This is a genomic window from Planococcus glaciei (assembly GCF_900099655.1).
Classification (GTDB): Bacteria; Bacillota; Bacilli; order Bacillales_A; family Planococcaceae; genus Planococcus; species Planococcus glaciei.
Genome location: NZ_FNDC01000027.1, coordinates 1 through 16,798 on the forward strand (window position 1 = coordinate 1; position 16,798 = coordinate 16,798).

Consider the following 16,798-nt stretch of genomic DNA (forward strand, 5'->3'; position numbering starts at 1 on the left):
GCATCCTGGGGCTGTAGTCGGTCCCAAGGGTTGGGCTGTTCGCCCATTAAAGCGGTACGCGAGCTGGGTTCAGAACGTCGTGAGACAGTTCGGTCCCTATCCGTCGCGGGCGCAGGAAATTTGAGAGGAGCTGTCCTTAGTACGAGAGGACCGGGATGGACACACCGCTGGTGTACCAGTTGTTCCGCCAGGGGCATCGCTGGGTAGCTATGTGTGGCCGGGATAAGTGCTGAAAGCATCTAAGCACGAAGCCCCCCTCAAGATGAGATTTCCCATTGCGCAAGCAAGTAAGATCCCTCAAAGACGATGAGGTAGATAGGTTCGGGGTGGAAGCGCGGCGACGCGTGCAGCTGACGAATACTAATCGATCGAGGACTTAACCAAACACGTTGTTTTCAACTGTCGCATATCCAGTTTTGAGGGCGCAAGCACTCAAGAAAAATAGTCCAGTGATGATGGCAAAGAGGCCACACCCGTTCCCATCCCGAACACGGAAGTTAAGCTCTTTTGCGCCGATGGTAGTTGGGGGTTTCCCCCTGTGAGAGTAGGACATTGCTGGGCCAAGAAAAAAAGCCGTTGCCGGTATTTCCGGCGGCGGCTTTTTTGTGCTTATTTACGAATATACTTGCATCAAAAAGAGACCAGTAGTACCGGTTATTACATAGTCGAACCAATTGTATATTTCTTGAAAATATGCTAAAAGAAATAAAAAGAACGGGCAGTAGAACCGTTAAGACGATCAAACGGCAGCGCTATATGAAATTCTGCGGGACTCTTCATCAATCAAAAATTACCTGAACGATAATTCTGAATACTTTTTCTTATTCCCGTTTTCTTGACACTGTTTAGCCGCGCTGATAACCTTACAATAATATTCAAAAGGAAGCAGGAGGCGTATCCATAATGTGGGAATCGAAATTTGTTAAAGAAGGTTTAACGTTTGATGATGTATTGCTTGTACCAGCACAATCGGAAGTGCTGCCAAAGGATATCAATTTGTCAGTGGAGTTAACTCCGGCTATTAAATTGAACATTCCTATTATCAGTGCGGGCATGGATACTGTTACCGAAGCAAAAATGGCGATTTCAATGGCTCGCCAAGGCGGACTGGGAATCATCCACAAGAACATGAGCATCGAAGAACAGGCAGAGCAAGTAACGACTGTAAAACGTTCAGAGAACGGCGTTATTACGGATCCTTTCTTCTTAACGCCTACACACCAAGTGTATGATGCTGAACATCTTATGGGGAAATACCGCATCTCAGGTGTTCCAATTGTCAACAATGAAGAAGAACAAAAATTGGTCGGAATCATTACGAACCGTGACTTGCGCTTCATCCAGGACTATTCATTGAAAATCGATGAAGTGATGACGAAAGAGGAATTGGTTACAGCTTCAGTAGGAACTACGCTCGAAGAGGCCGAAAAAATTCTTCAGCAATATAAAATTGAGAAACTCCCAATTGTTGATGATCAAGGGATATTAAAAGGGTTAATTACCATTAAAGATATCGAAAAAGTCATCGAGTTCCCGAATGCTGCAAAAGACAGCCACGGACGATTGCTTGCAGGCGCGGCAGTCGGAGTGACTTCAGATACAATGAAGCGAGTGGAGCAATTGGTTAAAGCGGGTGTGGACGTAATTGTTCTTGATACGGCACATGGCCATTCCAAAGGGGTTTTGGATTCCGTTAGCCAAATTCGTGCGACATACCCTGAATTGGCAATCATCGCAGGAAATGTAGCCACTGCAGAAGGCACAAAAGCATTGATCGATGCTGGAGCGGACGTTGTCAAAGTAGGAATCGGACCTGGTTCGATTTGTACGACTCGAGTTGTTGCCGGTGTTGGGGTTCCACAAATCACGGCTGTTTACGATTGTGCCACAGAAGCACGCCAACACGGCAAAACAATTATTGCAGACGGCGGCATCAAGTATTCCGGCGATATCATTAAAGCATTGGCAGCCGGCGGGCATGTGGTCATGCTCGGAAGCCTTCTTGCTGGTACGACGGAAAGCCCAGGAGAAACCGAAATCTTCCAGGGGCGCCAATTTAAAAATTACCGCGGCATGGGTTCAATCGCAGCTATGGAAAAAGGATCAAAAGACCGTTATTTCCAGGATGATGCGAAAAAACTGGTACCGGAAGGCATTGAAGGGCGCTTGCCATACAAAGGGCCGCTTGCTGATACGATTCATCAATTGCTTGGCGGCATTCGTGCAGGAATGGGTTATTGCGGAACTCCGGATCTGCAGACTTTGCGTGATGAAGCGCAATTTATCCGCATGACTGGCGCTGGCCTTCGCGAAAGCCATCCGCACGATGTCCAAATTACAAAAGAGTCTCCTAACTATTCTATTTCATAAGATTTGCCTAAAGCACTCTTTGCGTCTATCCGTAGATGCAAAGAGTGCTTTTTTCATGTTTTGGTTTAGGGAGGTACAGAATATGATAGAATTATATGGGGAAACTTACAGATGGAGGTATTGAAATACGTGAGAATTGTGTTGAAATTAACAATTGTTTTGGCTGTGCTGCTGACTGTTGGTATGCCTCAGCAGGCAAAAGCGGCAGATTCTTTAAATATACTGGCGGATGCTGCCATTTTGGTAGATGCTGATTCCGGAAAAATATTATATGCACAAAACGCAGACGCTACGTTAGGGATTGCGAGCATGACAAAAATGATGACCGAGTATTTATTGTTTGAAGCGATTGAAGACGGCCGTGTATCGTGGGACCAGGAATATACGGTAACAGATTACGCTTACGAAATTTCACAGGATATGCGCTTGAGCAACGTGCCTTTAAGAAAAGGAGAAGCTTATACGATTCAGGAATTGTATGAAGCGATGGCGATTTATTCTGCGAATGCGGCGACAATCGGCATTGCTGAAACGATCGCTGGGACGGAAGAGGAATTCGTCCGCCTGATGAATGAAAAAGCGGAAGAGCTGGGATTGGCCGGCGCCAAATTGGTCAATTCAACGGGATTGAGCAACTCCTTGTTGATGGGGATGCACCCGAAAAGCACAGGCGCGAATGATGAAAACGTCATGTCCGCAAAGGCCGTTGCAAAATTGACAAAGGCGCTGCTGGACGATTATCCGGAAGTGTTGGAAACTACAAAAATTCCAAATAAGATGTTCCGTCCGGGAACAGCAGATGCGATCAATATGCTGAACTGGAATTCAATGCTTCCAGGATTGGCTTTTGAATACGAAGGCGTGGATGGCTTGAAAACCGGCAGTACGGATTTTGCCGGACACAGCTTTGCCGGTACGGCCAAGCGTGATGGGACGCGGCTGATTGCTGTTGTGATGAAAGCGGTCGATGAAAAGGGTGTGGGTTCCTACAAAGCACGTTTTGACCAGACACGGGTTCTGTTCGACTTCGGCTTTGGCCAATTCACGAAAGAAGAGGTCATTCCCGGCGGTTACCAGATCAAAGGACAAGAAACCTTGCCGGTAACCAAAGGGGAAGAAAAAGCTGTATCAATCGCCGTGAAAGAGCCGATTACGATGATGATTCAGACAAGCGACAAAGAAAACTATCAACCGGAACTGGTCCTCGATGAGTCTGTCGTGCCCGATGGCAAGATTGAAGCGGGAATCGGCAAGGGAGAAGTGGTTGGTACCGTTAATATTGTCAAAACAGAAGGCGAAGACTACGGCTACTTGGATGGCTCAAAAAGCGATGCTGAAGTTGTGACAACCGAAAAAGTGGCACGAGCCAATTGGTTCTCGCTGTCTGTCCAGGCTGTTGGCAACTTCGTCTCCAGTATGTGGTCAGGCGCCCTTGATTTTGTAAAAGGATTATTCTAAAGAAAAGCAGTTCATCTATTCAGATGAGCTGCTTTTTTGTGCGCCAATTTCCCAGCACGCCATTAAATTCATGATTCCTGATTCAATTTCTTGTTCGGTCAATCCGCCGAATCCCAAAACGATTTTGGGAGGCGAGACCGTTTTTCCTTCGACGTCGTAAGATCCCAGGCCAAATACCCGGATTCCGGCGCTTTTAGCGCGTTCAATAAGCTCGTTTTCCGTTAAAGCAGTCTGGACGGTCAGCACAATGTGCATGCCGGCTTGCTGGCCGGAAACCGAGACCTGAGGTGCAAATACATGCAGAACGGCTGTTAAGTGTTCAAGTTTTTTCTTGTACAGTTTGCGCATCCGGTTTAAGTGGCGTGAAAAATGCCCTTCTTTCATAAACGCGCTGACAAGCTGCTGGTCAATCCTTGGCACAGATGATGAATAATGAAGGAAGGTCTGGCGGTAAGCACGCATCAGCCTTTTCGGCAAAACCATATAGGCAATCCGCAAAGAAGGCATCAGCGACTTGGAAAACGTACTGATGTAAATAACCCGTCCGCTGACATCCATGCTCTGGAGTGCCGGGATTGGCCGACTTGTGTAGCGGAATTCGCTGTCGTAATCGTCTTCAATGATGTAGCGTTCAGGCTTGGCTGCTGCCCAGTTTAGGAGTTGAGCCCGTTTGGTGGCACTGAGCACGGCGCCTGTCGGAAATTGATGGGAAGGTGTGACATAAGCAATATCCACTTCCGACGCTTCAAGTTCTCCGACATTGATGCCATCTGTTTCGATGCTGATGGGTACGGCTTTCCGGTCATGGTGGGCAAAGATGGTATGCGTCAGCGCATATCCCGGATTTTCAAAGCCGAACACAATGGTTTTATCAAGCAAGCGAATCAACAAAGGCATCAACTGTTCCGTTCCGGAGCCGATAATGATTTGATCGGCTTCGCATACCACGCCCCGTGACTGGAACAAGTAGCGGGAAATTTCCTGGCGCAGGGTTTCATCGCCTTGCGGATGCCCGCTCAACAGCAATTCATGGTTGGATTCATCGAGAAGGTCTTTGGACAGCTTGCGCCACGTTGAAAAAGGAAAAGAACGGGAATCGATGGCTGCCGGATTAAAATCATAGCGGTATTCTAGACGTTCCGGCGCCAAGGGTTCCTCTTGCGGCACATCCAAATAAGCCACTTCTTCCACCGGCTGCGCGTAAAACCCTTTGCGGGCCCTCGATTCAATAAACCCTTCTGCAACCAGCTGGCCATAAGCCAGTTCAACTGTGGTCTGGCTGATATCCAGAAACTCCGCCAGTTTTCGTTTGCTGGGCAGTTTGGTATCGACGGAAATTTTGCCGTCAACAATGGCTTGTTTAATTTCCCGGTAAAGCTGTTTGTATAAAGGCGTTGAAGTGCTTCGCTGCAGCTGGAACATTAGCATATCCATGATAGATTCTCCTAACTGACCTTATGAATTAATAGGAATCTGAGTATTTCTATATGGTCAATCTCTATTATACTGACAATATCAAGAAAAGGGGGAATTTTAATGAGTAAATACGGAACGGATCGAGTCAAACGCGGAATGGCGGAAATGCAAAAAGGCGGCGTCATCATGGATGTGGTGAATGCAGAACAGGCGCGCATTGCAGAAGCAGCGGGCGCAACAGCGGTTATGGCGCTTGAACGCGTGCCTTCGGATATTCGAAGAGACGGCGGCGTAGCGCGTATGGCAGACCCGCGCATTACAGAAGAAGTGATGAAAGCTGTATCCATTCCGGTAATGGCCAAAGCGCGGATTGGCCATATTGTGGAAGCGCGTGTACTAGAAGCGATGGGTGTCGATTACATAGATGAAAGTGAAGTGCTGACACCGGCGGACGAAGAATTCCACTTATTGAAGGATGCCTATACGGTGCCATTTGTCTGCGGCTGCCGCAATTTAGGCGAAGCAGCCCGGCGCATTGGGGAAGGGGCTTCGATGCTTCGCACAAAAGGAGAACCAGGGACCGGCAATATCGTCGAAGCGGTCCGGCACTTGCGCCAAGTGAATGCAGAAGTGCGAAAAGTCGTTACGCTCAGCGATGATGAATTGATGACCGAAGCACGCAACTTAGGCGCATCGTATGAATTCCTGAAAGAAGTGAAGCGCCTTGGCCGCTTGCCGGTCGTCAACTTTGCAGCGGGCGGTGTGGCAACGCCTGCAGATGCGGCCTTGATGATGGAACTGGGAGCAGATGGCGTATTTGTCGGGTCCGGCATCTTCAAATCGGAACATCCGGAACGGTTCGCGCGTGCCATTGTGGAAGCAACAACGCATTACCAGGATTATAAATTGATTGCCGAACTGTCAAAAGACCTCGGCATCGCCATGAAAGGCATTGAAATTTCCACGATTGCCGCAGGTGAACGCATGCAGGAACGGGGCTGGTAAGATGAAACGAGTCGGTGTTCTGGCATTGCAGGGAGCGGTAAGAGAACATGCGCAGTCTCTTGAAGCATGCGGTGCAAAAGCAGTGCTGGTCAAATGGCCAAGCGACTTGGAAGATTTGGATGCCTTGATTTTGCCGGGCGGGGAAAGCACCACGATGCGCCGGTTGATCGACCGCTACGGGTTGATCGATCCGCTTCGCAAATTTGCAGAAAGCGGCAAGCCAATGTTTGGCACCTGTGCGGGGTTAATTCTTTTGGCAAAGGAAATCGCCGGTTACCCCGAGGCGCATCTTGGCGTGATGGATATTATAGTGGAACGCAATTCATTCGGCCGCCAAGCCGAAAGCTTTGAAGCTCCGTTGTCCATAAAAGGGATAGAAACTCCGTTTGAAGCGGTCTTTATCCGGGCGCCGCATATTGTCAGTGCAGGTCCTGGGATTGAGGTATTGAGCGAGCACGGCGGAAAAATCGTCATGGCAAGAAGCAGCCAGTTTCTCGGCTGTTCGTTTCATCCGGAATTGACCGATGACCACCGCATTACGGCTTATTTTTTGAGCATGATTCCCTCTGAAACTGGCATTTCCTTGCCAAAAAGCTCCGTTTATAGTAAAGTATGATTAATTTAAAAGTAGAAACGTTGATGGGGAATAGTAATGCGTTGTTTTTCCAAAGAGAGCCGGTGGTTGGTGCGAACCGGTGAAAAGCGCGTGTGAATCCACTCCTGAGTTGCATGGCGACATAAGCCATTGCCGGTTTAAAGGCCGTTATGTAATGAAGAGGATCGGGCTTTTTAGCCGATCAATCAGGGTGGCAACGCGGGTAGCTCTCGTCCCTTTACCAGGGGACGAGGGCTATTTTTGTTGCCTTTTTTCTATTGATCACTATTTTATTTTGAGGAGGAACCGGTATGTTAGACATTAAACACGTACGTGCCAATTTTGAAGAAGTAAAAACGAAGCTCGCGAAACGCGGGGAAGATATTTCCGTGCTGGACGATTTTGAAGCGGTGGATGCCAAACGCCGTGAATTGATTGCACAAACAGAGAAATTGAAAGCTGAACGCAACGAGGCATCGCAAAACATCGCGGTGATGAAGCGCAATAAAGAAAATGCAGATGAAGCCATTGCCAAAATGCGCGAAGTCGGCGAACAGATCAAAGCGATTGACGATGAATTGCGCGAAGTGGAAGAGCGTTTGAACTACATCATGATGCGTGTACCGAACATTCCGCATGACAGCGTGCCGGTCGGCGAGTCTGAAGACGACAACGTTGAAATCCGGACTTGGGGAGAAAAGCCGGAATTCACATTTGAAGCCAAACCGCATTGGGATCTTGGCACGGACTTAAACATCATCGATTTTGAACGGGCAGCAAAAGTAACAGGCAGCCGTTTCGTTTTCTACCGCGGCCTTGGAGCCCGCCTCGAACGGGCGCTTATCAACTTCATGATGGATTTGCACCAGGAAGAGCATGGCTACCAGGAAATCCTGCCGCCTTACATGGTCAACCGCGAAAGCTTGACGGGCACAGGCCAGTTGCCGAAATTTGAAGAAGACGCATTCCTGATCGAGAAAGAAGATTATTTCCTGATCCCGACTTCTGAAGTGCCGGTGACGAACTTCTACCGCGATGAAATCCTGTCAGCGGATATGCTTCCGCAGGCATTCGCTTCATACAGCGCGAATTTCCGCTCTGAAGCGGGTTCTGCGGGCCGGGACACACGTGGGTTAATCCGACAGCACCAATTCAATAAAGTCGAGCTGGTGCGCTTTGTAAAGCCGGAAGATTCATATGATGAACTGGAGAAATTGACCGGACATGCCGAAAAAGTGCTGCAGCTATTAGGGCTTCCTTACCGCGTCCTGAAAATGTGCACAGCGGACCTTGGCTTTACCGCTGCGAAGAAATACGACATCGAAGTTTGGATTCCGAGCCAGGACATGTACCGTGAGATTTCTTCTTGCAGTAATTTTGAAGATTTCCAGGCACGTCGCGCCAACATCAAATTCCGCCGCGAAGCGAACGGCAAGCCGGAATTTGTCCATACCTTAAACGGCAGCGGACTGGCAATCGGCCGCACAGTGGCCGCTTTGCTGGAAAACTGCCAGCAGGAAGACGGCACCATCGTCATCCCTGAAGTATTGCGTCCGTATATGGGCGGCAAAGACTTGATCAAGTAAACGGATAGACCCAAGAGCTTATGGCTCTTGGGTTTTTAATTTTTTATGGAAACGGGTAAAGACTGGTAAATAGCAAGGAGAGGTGTTGATGGAATGGAAAATCTATCATTTCAGTACATTCAAACGAACGGCATCACGTTGCATACGGCAGTTGCAGGGCCGGAAGACGGGCCGCTTGTTGTTTTGCTGCACGGGTTCCCGGAATTCTGGTTTGGCTGGAAAAAGCAGATTGAACCGCTCACGGAACTGGGCTACCGCGTTGCCGTGCCGGACCAGCGGGGCTACAATCTGAGCGATAAGCCGCAGGACATCGGAAGTTATACCTTGGATTTGCTGCGGGATGACATTGTCGGGTTGATCGGCCATTTTGGCAAGACGAGCGCCACCGTCATCGGGCACGACTGGGGAGGAGCAGTGGCCTGGCATTTGGCAGCAACAAAGCCGGCCTATGTGGACAAGCTGATTGTGGTGAACATTCCGCATCCCAAAGCGATGCCAAGGGTCATGAAGCGCAATCCGCTGCAATGGGCGAGGAGTTCGTATATCGCCTTTTTCCAATTGCCGGACCTGCCGGAAAAAATGCTGGCGGCGGATTATTTCAAGACGATGGTCGGGAGTTTGGTATCGACAAGCATGCCAGATACATTTTCTGAGGAAGAACTCGCCGCTTACCGGGAAGCATGGGACCAGCCCGGTGCACTGACGGCGATGCTGAACTGGTACCGGGCGATCCGCCGCGGCAATGTTCTGCAAGTGCCGGTACAGAAAATTGGGTTGCCGGTGCGGATTATTTGGGGCGTGGGCGATCAGTTCCTGTCGACAGAACTGGCGAAGGAAAGCCTGGACTTTTGCGAGGACGGAGAATTGGTGTTTGTGGGGGAAGCGACGCACTGGGTCCATCACGAGCAGGCGCATATTCTCAATATGCTCATCAAGCAGTTTTTAAACGAAGAAAAAGCGGCAGCCCTATAGGAGCTCCCGCTTTTTTTTCTTTTTGTTTTCCCGTAGCGTCCGGAAAAACTGGGTCAGCAAACCGCCGCATTCTTCGGCCATGACATTTTCGGTGACTTCGCATTGATGGTTAAAGCGTTCATCGTTCAGCAGCCGGTATAAGGAATCCACACTGCCGGCCTTGATATCACGGGCCCCGTAAACGACACGCGGAATGCGGGATTGCAGAATTGCGCCGGCGCACATTGGACAAGGCTCTAACGTAACGTAAAGGCTTGTGTTTTCCAGCCGCCAATTGCTGATGGTCTGGCAGGCTTCCTGGATGGCCAGCAGTTCCGCATGGGTCACCGCATTTTGGGTGGTTTCCCGCAGGTTATGAGCCCGTGCAATCACGTGCCCGTCCTGCACGATGACGGCGCCAATCGGCACTTCTCCCTTGGCGGCGGCTTTTTCAGCTTCTTCGATTGCGAGGCCCATATAATAATGGTCTAATTCAATTCCGTTCATTGTTCATCGCTCCCTACACCCCAGTTTATCATTTTTTTATAAGTATGCTAAAGGAATTAGGAGTCTATCAAGACAAATGGAGGAGAAAAGCGTAAAATAAAAAGGAGAAAAAAATCCAGTGTTTGATTTTTGGGAGAGATTTGATGGTCAAAGAACATAAAAAAGAGACATTTAAGCATTTAGTTATGCGTTTTTTGCTGATTTTACTGGGCGCCACGATGGCTGCCGTTTCCATTGAACTTTTTTTAGTGCCCAATTCGATTATTGACGGCGGCATTATCGGCATTTCGCTGATTTTAGACTATCTGACTCCGATTCCATTTGGTATTTTAATGGTCGTAATCAACTTGCCCTTTCTTTTCTTCGGGTACAAGCATATTGGGAAGAACTTTTTTATCTCCTCCATTTTCGCAATTGTAGCGTTGGCGATTATTGAATTTCCATTGCATCCGATTCCAGGTGTGGTCGATGATCCGTTGCTTGCCACGGTATTTGGCGGCCTGATCCTTGGTGCCGGAGTGGGCCTCGTGATCCGGAACGGCGGAGCGCTGGACGGCACGGAAATCCTGGGTATTCTACTAACGCGCAAATTGCCTTTTTCAGTTGGTGAATTTGTAATGTTCGTCAATATCTTCATCTTTTTATGGGCCGGATTTGTCCTTGGCTGGGAACACGCGATGTATTCCATTTTAACGTATTATATTGCTTCCAAAACGATTGATATCGTCATCCAAGGACTGGATGATACGAAAGCGGTCATTATTGTGTCCGATGAATTCATCGAATTGGGCGCTGCCATCAATTCCCGGCTTGGCCGAAGCGTCACCAAGCTGCACGGCAAAGGCGGCTACGAAGAATCTGCCAAAGATGTCATTTATGTAGTGGTGACGAGATTAGAAATTTCCAAACTGAAACACATTGTAGCGGATATTGATCCGAAAGCGTTTGTGACCATTATGGATACCCAGGAAGTGCACGGGGGAACTTTTAAAGCAGCGATCCATTAAGTCGGAGAGCTGCTTTTTTTCCTACTTTTACCGTGCAGTCTATGGTAAAATAAATGGCACTGTACCACACTTGAACAGAAAGAGGGGAACTTCCCATGCCGGTGCCATTTATAACGGTAGAAGGCCCGATTGGCGTTGGCAAAACGTCACTGGCAAAAGCAATTGCTGACCACCATCGCTTTCAAATGTTGAAAGAAATCGTCGATGAAAATCCGTTTCTGACAAAGTTTTACGAAGACATTGAGGAATGGAGCTTCCAGACCGAAATGTTCTTTTTATGCAATCGCTATAAACAATTAACCGACATACAGAAGAAATTCATTTCTAACCGTGAGCCTGTAGCAGCGGATTACCATATATTCAAGAACCTAATTTTTGCGAAGCGGACGCTGCCGGAGGCCGAATATGCCAAATACGAAGCCATCTATAAAATCCTGACAGCGGATATGCCGGCGCCGAATATGGTGATTTACTTGCATGCGAGTTTGGATACGTTGATGAAGCGCATCAAAATGCGCGGACGTGAATTCGAGCAAATGATTACCCCGGCTTATATGGAACAGCTGGTTGCGGATTACCATGAATTTATTGAACGTTTTGAGCGGGAGCATCCGGAAATTCCGGTGCTGCGTTTTAATGGAGATGAAATGGATTTCGTCCAGAATGAAGCCGATTTGCAGCAGATTCTGGCTAAAGTGGACGGAACCTTACAACAAAGGAGTTTAACGATATGAATTTACGTGAAAAATACGGCATTCCGGAAAGTGCTGTAATTACCATTGCAGGTACAGTAGGTGTGGGCAAATCCACCATGACTAAAGCCTTGGCAGATACGCTTCATTTCCGTACATCGTTTGAAAAAGTGGATGCCAACCCTTACCTGGATTTGTTTTACGATGACTTCGAGAAATGGAGCTTCCATCTACAGATTTACTTCCTGGCGGAGCGCTTTAAAGAACAAAAGCGCATGTTTGAATACGGCGGCGGTTTTATCCAGGACCGTTCCATTTATGAGGATACCGGCATTTTCGCGAAAATGCATTGGGAAAAAGGCACGATGAATAACGTGGACTACGAAACGTACACGAATCTGTTTGAAGCTATGGTGATGACGCCTTATTTCCCGCATCCGGATTTATTGATTTACTTGGAAGGGTCGATTGAAGACATTCTGGGACGCATCCAGGAACGCGGCCGCGCAATGGAACAGCAGACGCCGGTCGAGTACTGGCTTGAAATGCATGAACGCTACGAAAAATGGATCAATTCGTTCAACGGTTGCCCGGTGCTGCGCCTGAACATCAACGATTATGATCTGATGAATGACCCGGACTGCGCTGAACGCATCGTAGAACGCATCGGCAATTTCATGCAGCAAACTTCCTTATTGAAAAAATAAGCTTTTCCCCTGAGTCCGTAATGGCTCAGGGATTTTTTATTTCCCGGGAAATAGTTTACGAACCAATAAAAAAAGCAGATGGCTTTGGGCCACCTGCTTTAACGTCGTGTTTTATGTATCGAAATCTTCAGACATATATGTGTTAAGAAAAATTCGCTACTTTCGTAACGAATCCAATCTCGAATTTATATGCGCGTGTAAATTCAAAAAATGGAGGAGGAAGAGGGATTCGAACCCCCGCGGGATTTGACTCCCCTGTCGGTTTTCAAGACCGATCCCTTCAGCCAAACTTGGGTATTCCTCCGTATCAGACAAGAATTAATTTATCATAAAACGAAACAATGTGTCAACAGTTTCAGGAATTTTTTTTCGAGATTTTTTTAGAAGCCTTATTTTTTCCTTACTAATACGGGTTTTTCAGCTATTTGAGATTAAATAAGAGTTACGGATTGATTTTTCCGGGGAATATTCGTATACTAGTTAATGCCGTGCTAGGTGGGAAGATAGCGGTGTCCTGTAACCTGCAATCCGCTTTAGCAGGACTGAATTCCTTTCCTAGGCTGTTTGTGTGCAGGGTCTGACTCTTGCACGTAGTGTTGACATTTGGGTCCTGCGCAATGGAAACCCATGAACCATGTCAGGTCCGGAAGGAAGCAGCATTAAGTGGATCTTTTCATGTGCCGTGGGGTCGCCTAGATCGAGCCAACGACAAGGGTAACGCTTGTGTGCAGCAGTCAAAGAAAGGTGCACGGCAATAATTTTAAAACTCAAGCCTGTCCGCAACTTCGCGGACAGGTTTTTTGTATGAAAAAATTCCGGCTGGGAATCCTATAATGACAACGAATAACAGCCGGCAATTCAGAGGGTAATCATTCAGGAGCCTCCTCTTTTTATGATATAATTAAGGGACGAAAAACATATTTCACAAAAGGAGAGAAAAACGTTGGCGTATCAAGCTTTTTACCGTGTGTACCGGCCGCAGTCCTTTTCCGAAATGTCAGGTCAGTCGCATATCAAACAAACCCTTCAAAATGCTCTCCTTTACAATAAGACCACGCATGCTTATTTGTTTTCAGGGCCAAGGGGCACAGGGAAAACGAGTGCAGCGAAAATCTTTGCAAAAGCGCTCAATTGCGAACAGGCCCCTGTAGCAGAACCCTGCAACGAATGCAGTTCTTGTAAGAGCATTACTGAAGGATCCAATACAGACGTCATCGAATTTGATGCGGCTTCCAATTCCCGGGTGGAAGAAATGCGGGAAATCATTGAAAAGGTCCGGTTCTCTCCGGCCAATTCCCGTTTCAAGATCTACATCATTGATGAAGTGCATATGCTTTCCAACAGTGCCTTCAATGCCTTGCTGAAAACACTGGAAGAACCGCCAGAGCACGTCGTCTTTATTTTGGCGACAACGGAGCCGCATAAATTGCCGCTTACCATCATTTCCCGCTGCCAACGCTTTGATTTTAAGCGCTTGACGCAGACGGATATTGTGGAACGGATGATTGAAGTTCTGACAGATGCAGGCATTCCTTATAATGAGCAAGTATTGAAAGTGATTGCCCAGGCAGCAGCCGGCGGCATGCGGGATGCGCTCAGCTTGCTTGACCAGGTTGTGTCGTTCAGCGGCGATGAAATGACGCTTGAAGACGCACTGCTTGTAACAGGATCTATCAGCCAGGACATGTTTTATGACATTGCAGAAGCACTCGTCGAAAAAGACATTGGCCAGGCATTGACGCTTCTGGAGCAATTGGTGCGAGATGGCAAAGATCCGGTTCGGCTCGTGGAAGACTTTATTACCTTCTTCCGGGACTTGCTGTTGATTCAGACGGCGCCGGATCTTCACGATATGCTGGAACTCGCAGCACATGAAGAACGCTTCGAAGCGCTTGCCAAGCAATTCGAGCCGGCAACGCTTTATGCGTGGATTGATGTGTTGACGAAAACCCAACAGGAAATGCGGTTTTCCAACCATACCAAAATATATTTAGAGACAGCCCTCTTGAAAATGGTGCAGGCAGACGCGCCGGCCATGATCTCTTCGGATTCGGCCTCTCCGGAGCTGGAAGCCAAGGTCAATCAATTGGAGCAATTGGTGATCCAACTCCAGCAGCAACTGAAAAACGGGGCAACAGCTGCAGCTCCGGCAGCCGCAAATGCGGAACCGAAGCGCCGCCAACGGTCTCAAAGTGCCTTTAAGATTCCCGTTGGCCGCATTCAGGACGTCTTAAAGAATGCGACCAAACCGGATATCCAGGCGATTAAAACCAATTGGGCAACGGTAATGGGCCAACTGCAAAGATCGCATGCGGCTTTATTGAACGAAGCGGAGCCAGTAGCGGCGTCAGCAGATGCTTTTGTGTTAAAATTCAAGTATGATATTCATTGCCAGATGGCTTCCGACAACCAGACCTTTGCGGTCGCTTTCAGCCAACTTCTGCAGCAGTACACAGGGAAAGCCTACACGCCGATTTTTGTGCCGGATGAAAGCTGGCTGAAAATACGTGAAGAGTTTATTAGAAGCAACGGGTTGAAAGCAGGGGCAGATGAGAAGCAGACGGAGTCTGAAGAACCACATCCGTTTTCTGCGGAAGGCTCAGCAGCGGAAGAAGATCCGTTCATTGCGGAAGCCGAGCGGCTATTCGGCAAAGATTTTGTCGAAATCCATGAAGATTAATAAAAAACCTTGAGGAGGAAACAATTATGCGCGGTGGCGGAAATATGCAAGGCATGATGAAACAAATGCAGAAAATGCAAAAACAAATGGCTGAGGCTCAAGAAGAACTAGGGACATTGAAATTCGAAGGGTCAGCTGGCGGCGGAATGGTGAAAGTTACTGTATCCGGACACAAAGAAGTATTGGATGTAGTGTTGGATCCATCAGTTGTCGATCCGGAAGATGTTGAAATGCTTCAGGACCTATTGATCGTGGCAACAAACGAAGCGTTTAAAAAAGCGGATGAGCATGCGAATTCCACAATGGGGAAATTCACTAAGGGGTTAAATCTTCCAGGCATGTTCTAGGAGGTAAACAGGATGCATTATCCAGAACCAATATCGAAATTGATGGAAAGCTTTATGAAATTGCCAGGAATCGGGCCGAAAACAGCGGCCCGGCTGGCATTTTTTGTGCTTGGAATGAAAGAGGACACGGTCCTTGATTTTGCAAAAGCACTGGTGGATGCCAAACGGAATTTGAGTTTCTGCTCAAACTGCGGGCATATCACCGATGTCGATCCGTGCATGATTTGCCAGGACCAATCACGCGACCGGACAACGATTTGCGTGGTGCAGGATCCAAAAGACGTCATCGCCATGGAAAAAATGCGCGATTACACGGGGCTGTACCATGTTCTTCAAGGAGCCATTTCTCCAATGGATGGCATTGGGCCGGAAGATATCAATGTTCCTTCTTTATTGAAGCGGCTGCAGGATGAAACGGTCAGCGAATTGATATTGGCGACAAACCCGACAATTGAAGGGGAAGCGACGGCCATGTACATTTCGCGCCTAGTGAAACCTTCCGGCATTAAAACAACGCGCATTGCACACGGACTGCCAGTGGGCGGCGATCTGGAATATGCGGATGAAGTCACGCTGTCCAAAGCATTGGAAGGGCGCCGTGAGTTGTAGCCAGAGCAACTGTGGCCTCATTTAATAAAGTAATATATGCTGTTCCTTCTATAAAGAAGCAAGAACGGTTCAGAAGATGCAAGGTTTTAAAAGCAATGGCTTACACAGCATTGCTTTTTCTTATGGGCTCGAACGGGCGCCTTCTTATAGAAGAAACAGAAACGAGCTTAGGGAAAGACGCGGGGATTGGTGCTTAATCGTTGACGGCGATAGGCACAGCTGTTATATTGATAAGCGTCCCAAAAAACAAGGCAATTAAAACCTTTAAAGTTTTAGTTGACGTTTAACGGTGATTAAGTTATACTAATATAGTTGTCGTTGAGAGACGATATAACAACCAAATCGATTGATTAGCTTCAACAAAAGAAAGTTGAAATTAGTTGTTGACATCGATTCTAAAATAAGTTATACTAATAAAGTTGTCATTAAGAAAACGACACAACATGAACCTTGAAAACTGAACAGCAAAACGTCAACAAAAATTGTTGAGGCGTTCCGACGCCGAAACAAATTTTATGCGAGGATCGTCGCAAAGCGATCCGAGCAGAACTACTGATCAGGCTTCGGCCAGATCAAGCGACTCGCGCACCTTTCGGGGTGGCGAGACGCCAGCAAGTATTTGAGCAATCAACTACTCTATAATGGAGAGTTTGATCCTGGCTCAGGACGAACGCTGGCGGCGTGCCTAATACATGCAAGTCGAGCGGAAGTTGAAGAGCTTGCTCTTCAACTTTAGCGGCGGACGGGTGAGTAACACGTGGGCAACCTGCCCTGCAGATCGGGATAACTCCGGGAAACCGGTGCTAATACCGAATAGTTTTGGGTCCCTCCTGGGACCCAACGGAAAGACGGTTTCGGCTGTCACTGC

At 47.9% G+C, this 16,798-nt stretch carries 14 protein-coding genes, 1 tRNA gene, 3 rRNA genes, 1 other RNA gene and 1 other annotated feature; of the genes, 16 read left to right on the plus strand and 3 right to left on the minus strand.

Going from position 1 to position 16,798, the window contains the following annotated elements; genetic code table 11:
- From BLQ32_RS19350 to BLQ32_RS19365, 4 genes are all read left to right on the plus strand, one after another.
- Positions 1-384 (plus strand): 23S ribosomal RNA (locus BLQ32_RS19350); the annotation flags it as partial.
- A 61-nt stretch (positions 385-445) separates the two neighbouring features.
- Positions 446-561: ribosomal RNA gene (gene rrf / locus BLQ32_RS19355) — 5S ribosomal RNA — on the plus strand.
- 342 nt (positions 562-903) lie between these two features.
- Entirely contained in the window at positions 904-2,370 is a 1,467-nt protein-coding gene (gene guaB, locus BLQ32_RS19360) for an IMP dehydrogenase (RefSeq protein WP_074511851.1), read from the plus strand.
- Positions 2,371-2,481: 111 nt separating this feature from the next.
- The gene (locus BLQ32_RS19365; protein WP_074511853.1) at positions 2,482-3,828 is read left to right on the plus strand and encodes a serine hydrolase; all 1,347 of its coding nucleotides are present in this window, start codon (positions 2,482-2,484) and stop codon (positions 3,826-3,828) included.
- 15 nt (positions 3,829-3,843) lie between these two features.
- Here the strand turns inward: BLQ32_RS19365 and pdxR are convergent, their stop codons facing one another.
- Positions 3,844-5,262 (minus strand): MocR-like pyridoxine biosynthesis transcription factor PdxR, encoded by a 1,419-nt coding sequence (gene pdxR / locus BLQ32_RS19370; RefSeq protein ID WP_074511855.1) that lies wholly within the window; start codon positions 5,260-5,262, stop codon positions 3,844-3,846.
- Positions 5,263-5,364: 102 nt separating this feature from the next.
- On the opposite strand from pdxR, the gene pdxS reads away from it, so the two are divergent.
- The 4 genes from pdxS (at position 5,365) to BLQ32_RS19390 (ending at position 9,402) form a co-directional block, all read left to right on the plus strand.
- A complete protein-coding gene (gene pdxS, locus BLQ32_RS19375) occupies positions 5,365-6,249 on the plus strand; it encodes a pyridoxal 5'-phosphate synthase lyase subunit PdxS (RefSeq protein WP_074511857.1) in 885 nt (294 codons plus the stop codon).
- A gap of 1 nt (position 6,250) precedes the next feature.
- Entirely contained in the window at positions 6,251-6,865 is a 615-nt protein-coding gene (pdxT, locus tag BLQ32_RS19380) for a pyridoxal 5'-phosphate synthase glutaminase subunit PdxT (protein WP_074511859.1), read from the plus strand.
- Between the two features lie 11 nt (positions 6,866-6,876).
- Positions 6,877-7,085: a binding site (T-box leader), on the plus strand.
- A gap of 70 nt (positions 7,086-7,155) precedes the next feature.
- Positions 7,156-8,430, plus strand: coding sequence for a serine--tRNA ligase (gene serS / locus BLQ32_RS19385; RefSeq protein WP_074511861.1), 1,275 nt, complete (start codon positions 7,156-7,158; stop codon positions 8,428-8,430).
- 93 nt (positions 8,431-8,523) lie between these two features.
- Entirely contained in the window at positions 8,524-9,402 is an 879-nt protein-coding gene (locus BLQ32_RS19390; RefSeq protein ID WP_074511863.1) for an alpha/beta fold hydrolase, read from the plus strand.
- On the opposite strand, the gene tadA is transcribed toward BLQ32_RS19390, so the two are convergent.
- Positions 9,397-9,888 (minus strand): tRNA adenosine(34) deaminase TadA, encoded by a 492-nt coding sequence (tadA, locus tag BLQ32_RS19395; protein WP_036803675.1) that lies wholly within the window; start codon positions 9,886-9,888, stop codon positions 9,397-9,399. The genes BLQ32_RS19390 and tadA overlap by 6 nt on opposite strands.
- A gap of 143 nt (positions 9,889-10,031) precedes the next feature.
- Here tadA and BLQ32_RS19400 point away from each other — a divergent pair, with 143 nt between their 5' ends.
- The 3 genes from BLQ32_RS19400 (at position 10,032) to BLQ32_RS19410 (ending at position 12,294) form a co-directional block, all read left to right on the plus strand.
- Entirely contained in the window at positions 10,032-10,895 is an 864-nt protein-coding gene (locus BLQ32_RS19400; protein ID WP_036803678.1) for a YitT family protein, read from the plus strand.
- A gap of 95 nt (positions 10,896-10,990) precedes the next feature.
- The gene (locus BLQ32_RS19405) at positions 10,991-11,629 is read left to right on the plus strand and encodes a deoxynucleoside kinase (protein ID WP_036803680.1); all 639 of its coding nucleotides are present in this window, start codon (positions 10,991-10,993) and stop codon (positions 11,627-11,629) included.
- A complete protein-coding gene (locus tag BLQ32_RS19410) occupies positions 11,626-12,294 on the plus strand; it encodes a deoxynucleoside kinase (protein WP_036803682.1) in 669 nt (222 codons plus the stop codon). Before BLQ32_RS19405 ends, BLQ32_RS19410 begins: the two co-directional genes overlap by 4 nt.
- A gap of 211 nt (positions 12,295-12,505) precedes the next feature.
- Here BLQ32_RS19410 and BLQ32_RS19415 read toward each other — a convergent pair.
- Positions 12,506-12,598, minus strand: a tRNA-Ser gene (locus BLQ32_RS19415).
- A gap of 182 nt (positions 12,599-12,780) precedes the next feature.
- Here BLQ32_RS19415 and ffs point away from each other — a divergent pair.
- The 5 genes from ffs to BLQ32_RS19440 form a co-directional block, all read left to right on the plus strand.
- Positions 12,781-13,046, plus strand: an RNA gene (gene ffs, locus BLQ32_RS19420) — signal recognition particle sRNA large type.
- Between the two features lie 191 nt (positions 13,047-13,237).
- Positions 13,238-14,974: a DNA polymerase III subunit gamma/tau gene (gene dnaX / locus BLQ32_RS19425; RefSeq protein WP_053168300.1), complete on the plus strand. Its 1,737-nt coding sequence runs from the start codon at positions 13,238-13,240 to the stop codon at positions 14,972-14,974.
- A gap of 26 nt (positions 14,975-15,000) precedes the next feature.
- Positions 15,001-15,321, plus strand: a complete 321-nt coding sequence (locus BLQ32_RS19430; RefSeq protein ID WP_036803687.1) for a YbaB/EbfC family nucleoid-associated protein — start codon at positions 15,001-15,003, stop codon at positions 15,319-15,321.
- Positions 15,322-15,333: 12 nt separating this feature from the next.
- A complete protein-coding gene (gene recR / locus BLQ32_RS19435; protein WP_036803689.1) occupies positions 15,334-15,930 on the plus strand; it encodes a recombination mediator RecR in 597 nt (198 codons plus the stop codon).
- Positions 15,931-16,568: 638 nt separating this feature from the next.
- Positions 16,569-16,798 (plus strand): 16S ribosomal RNA (locus BLQ32_RS19440); the annotation flags it as partial.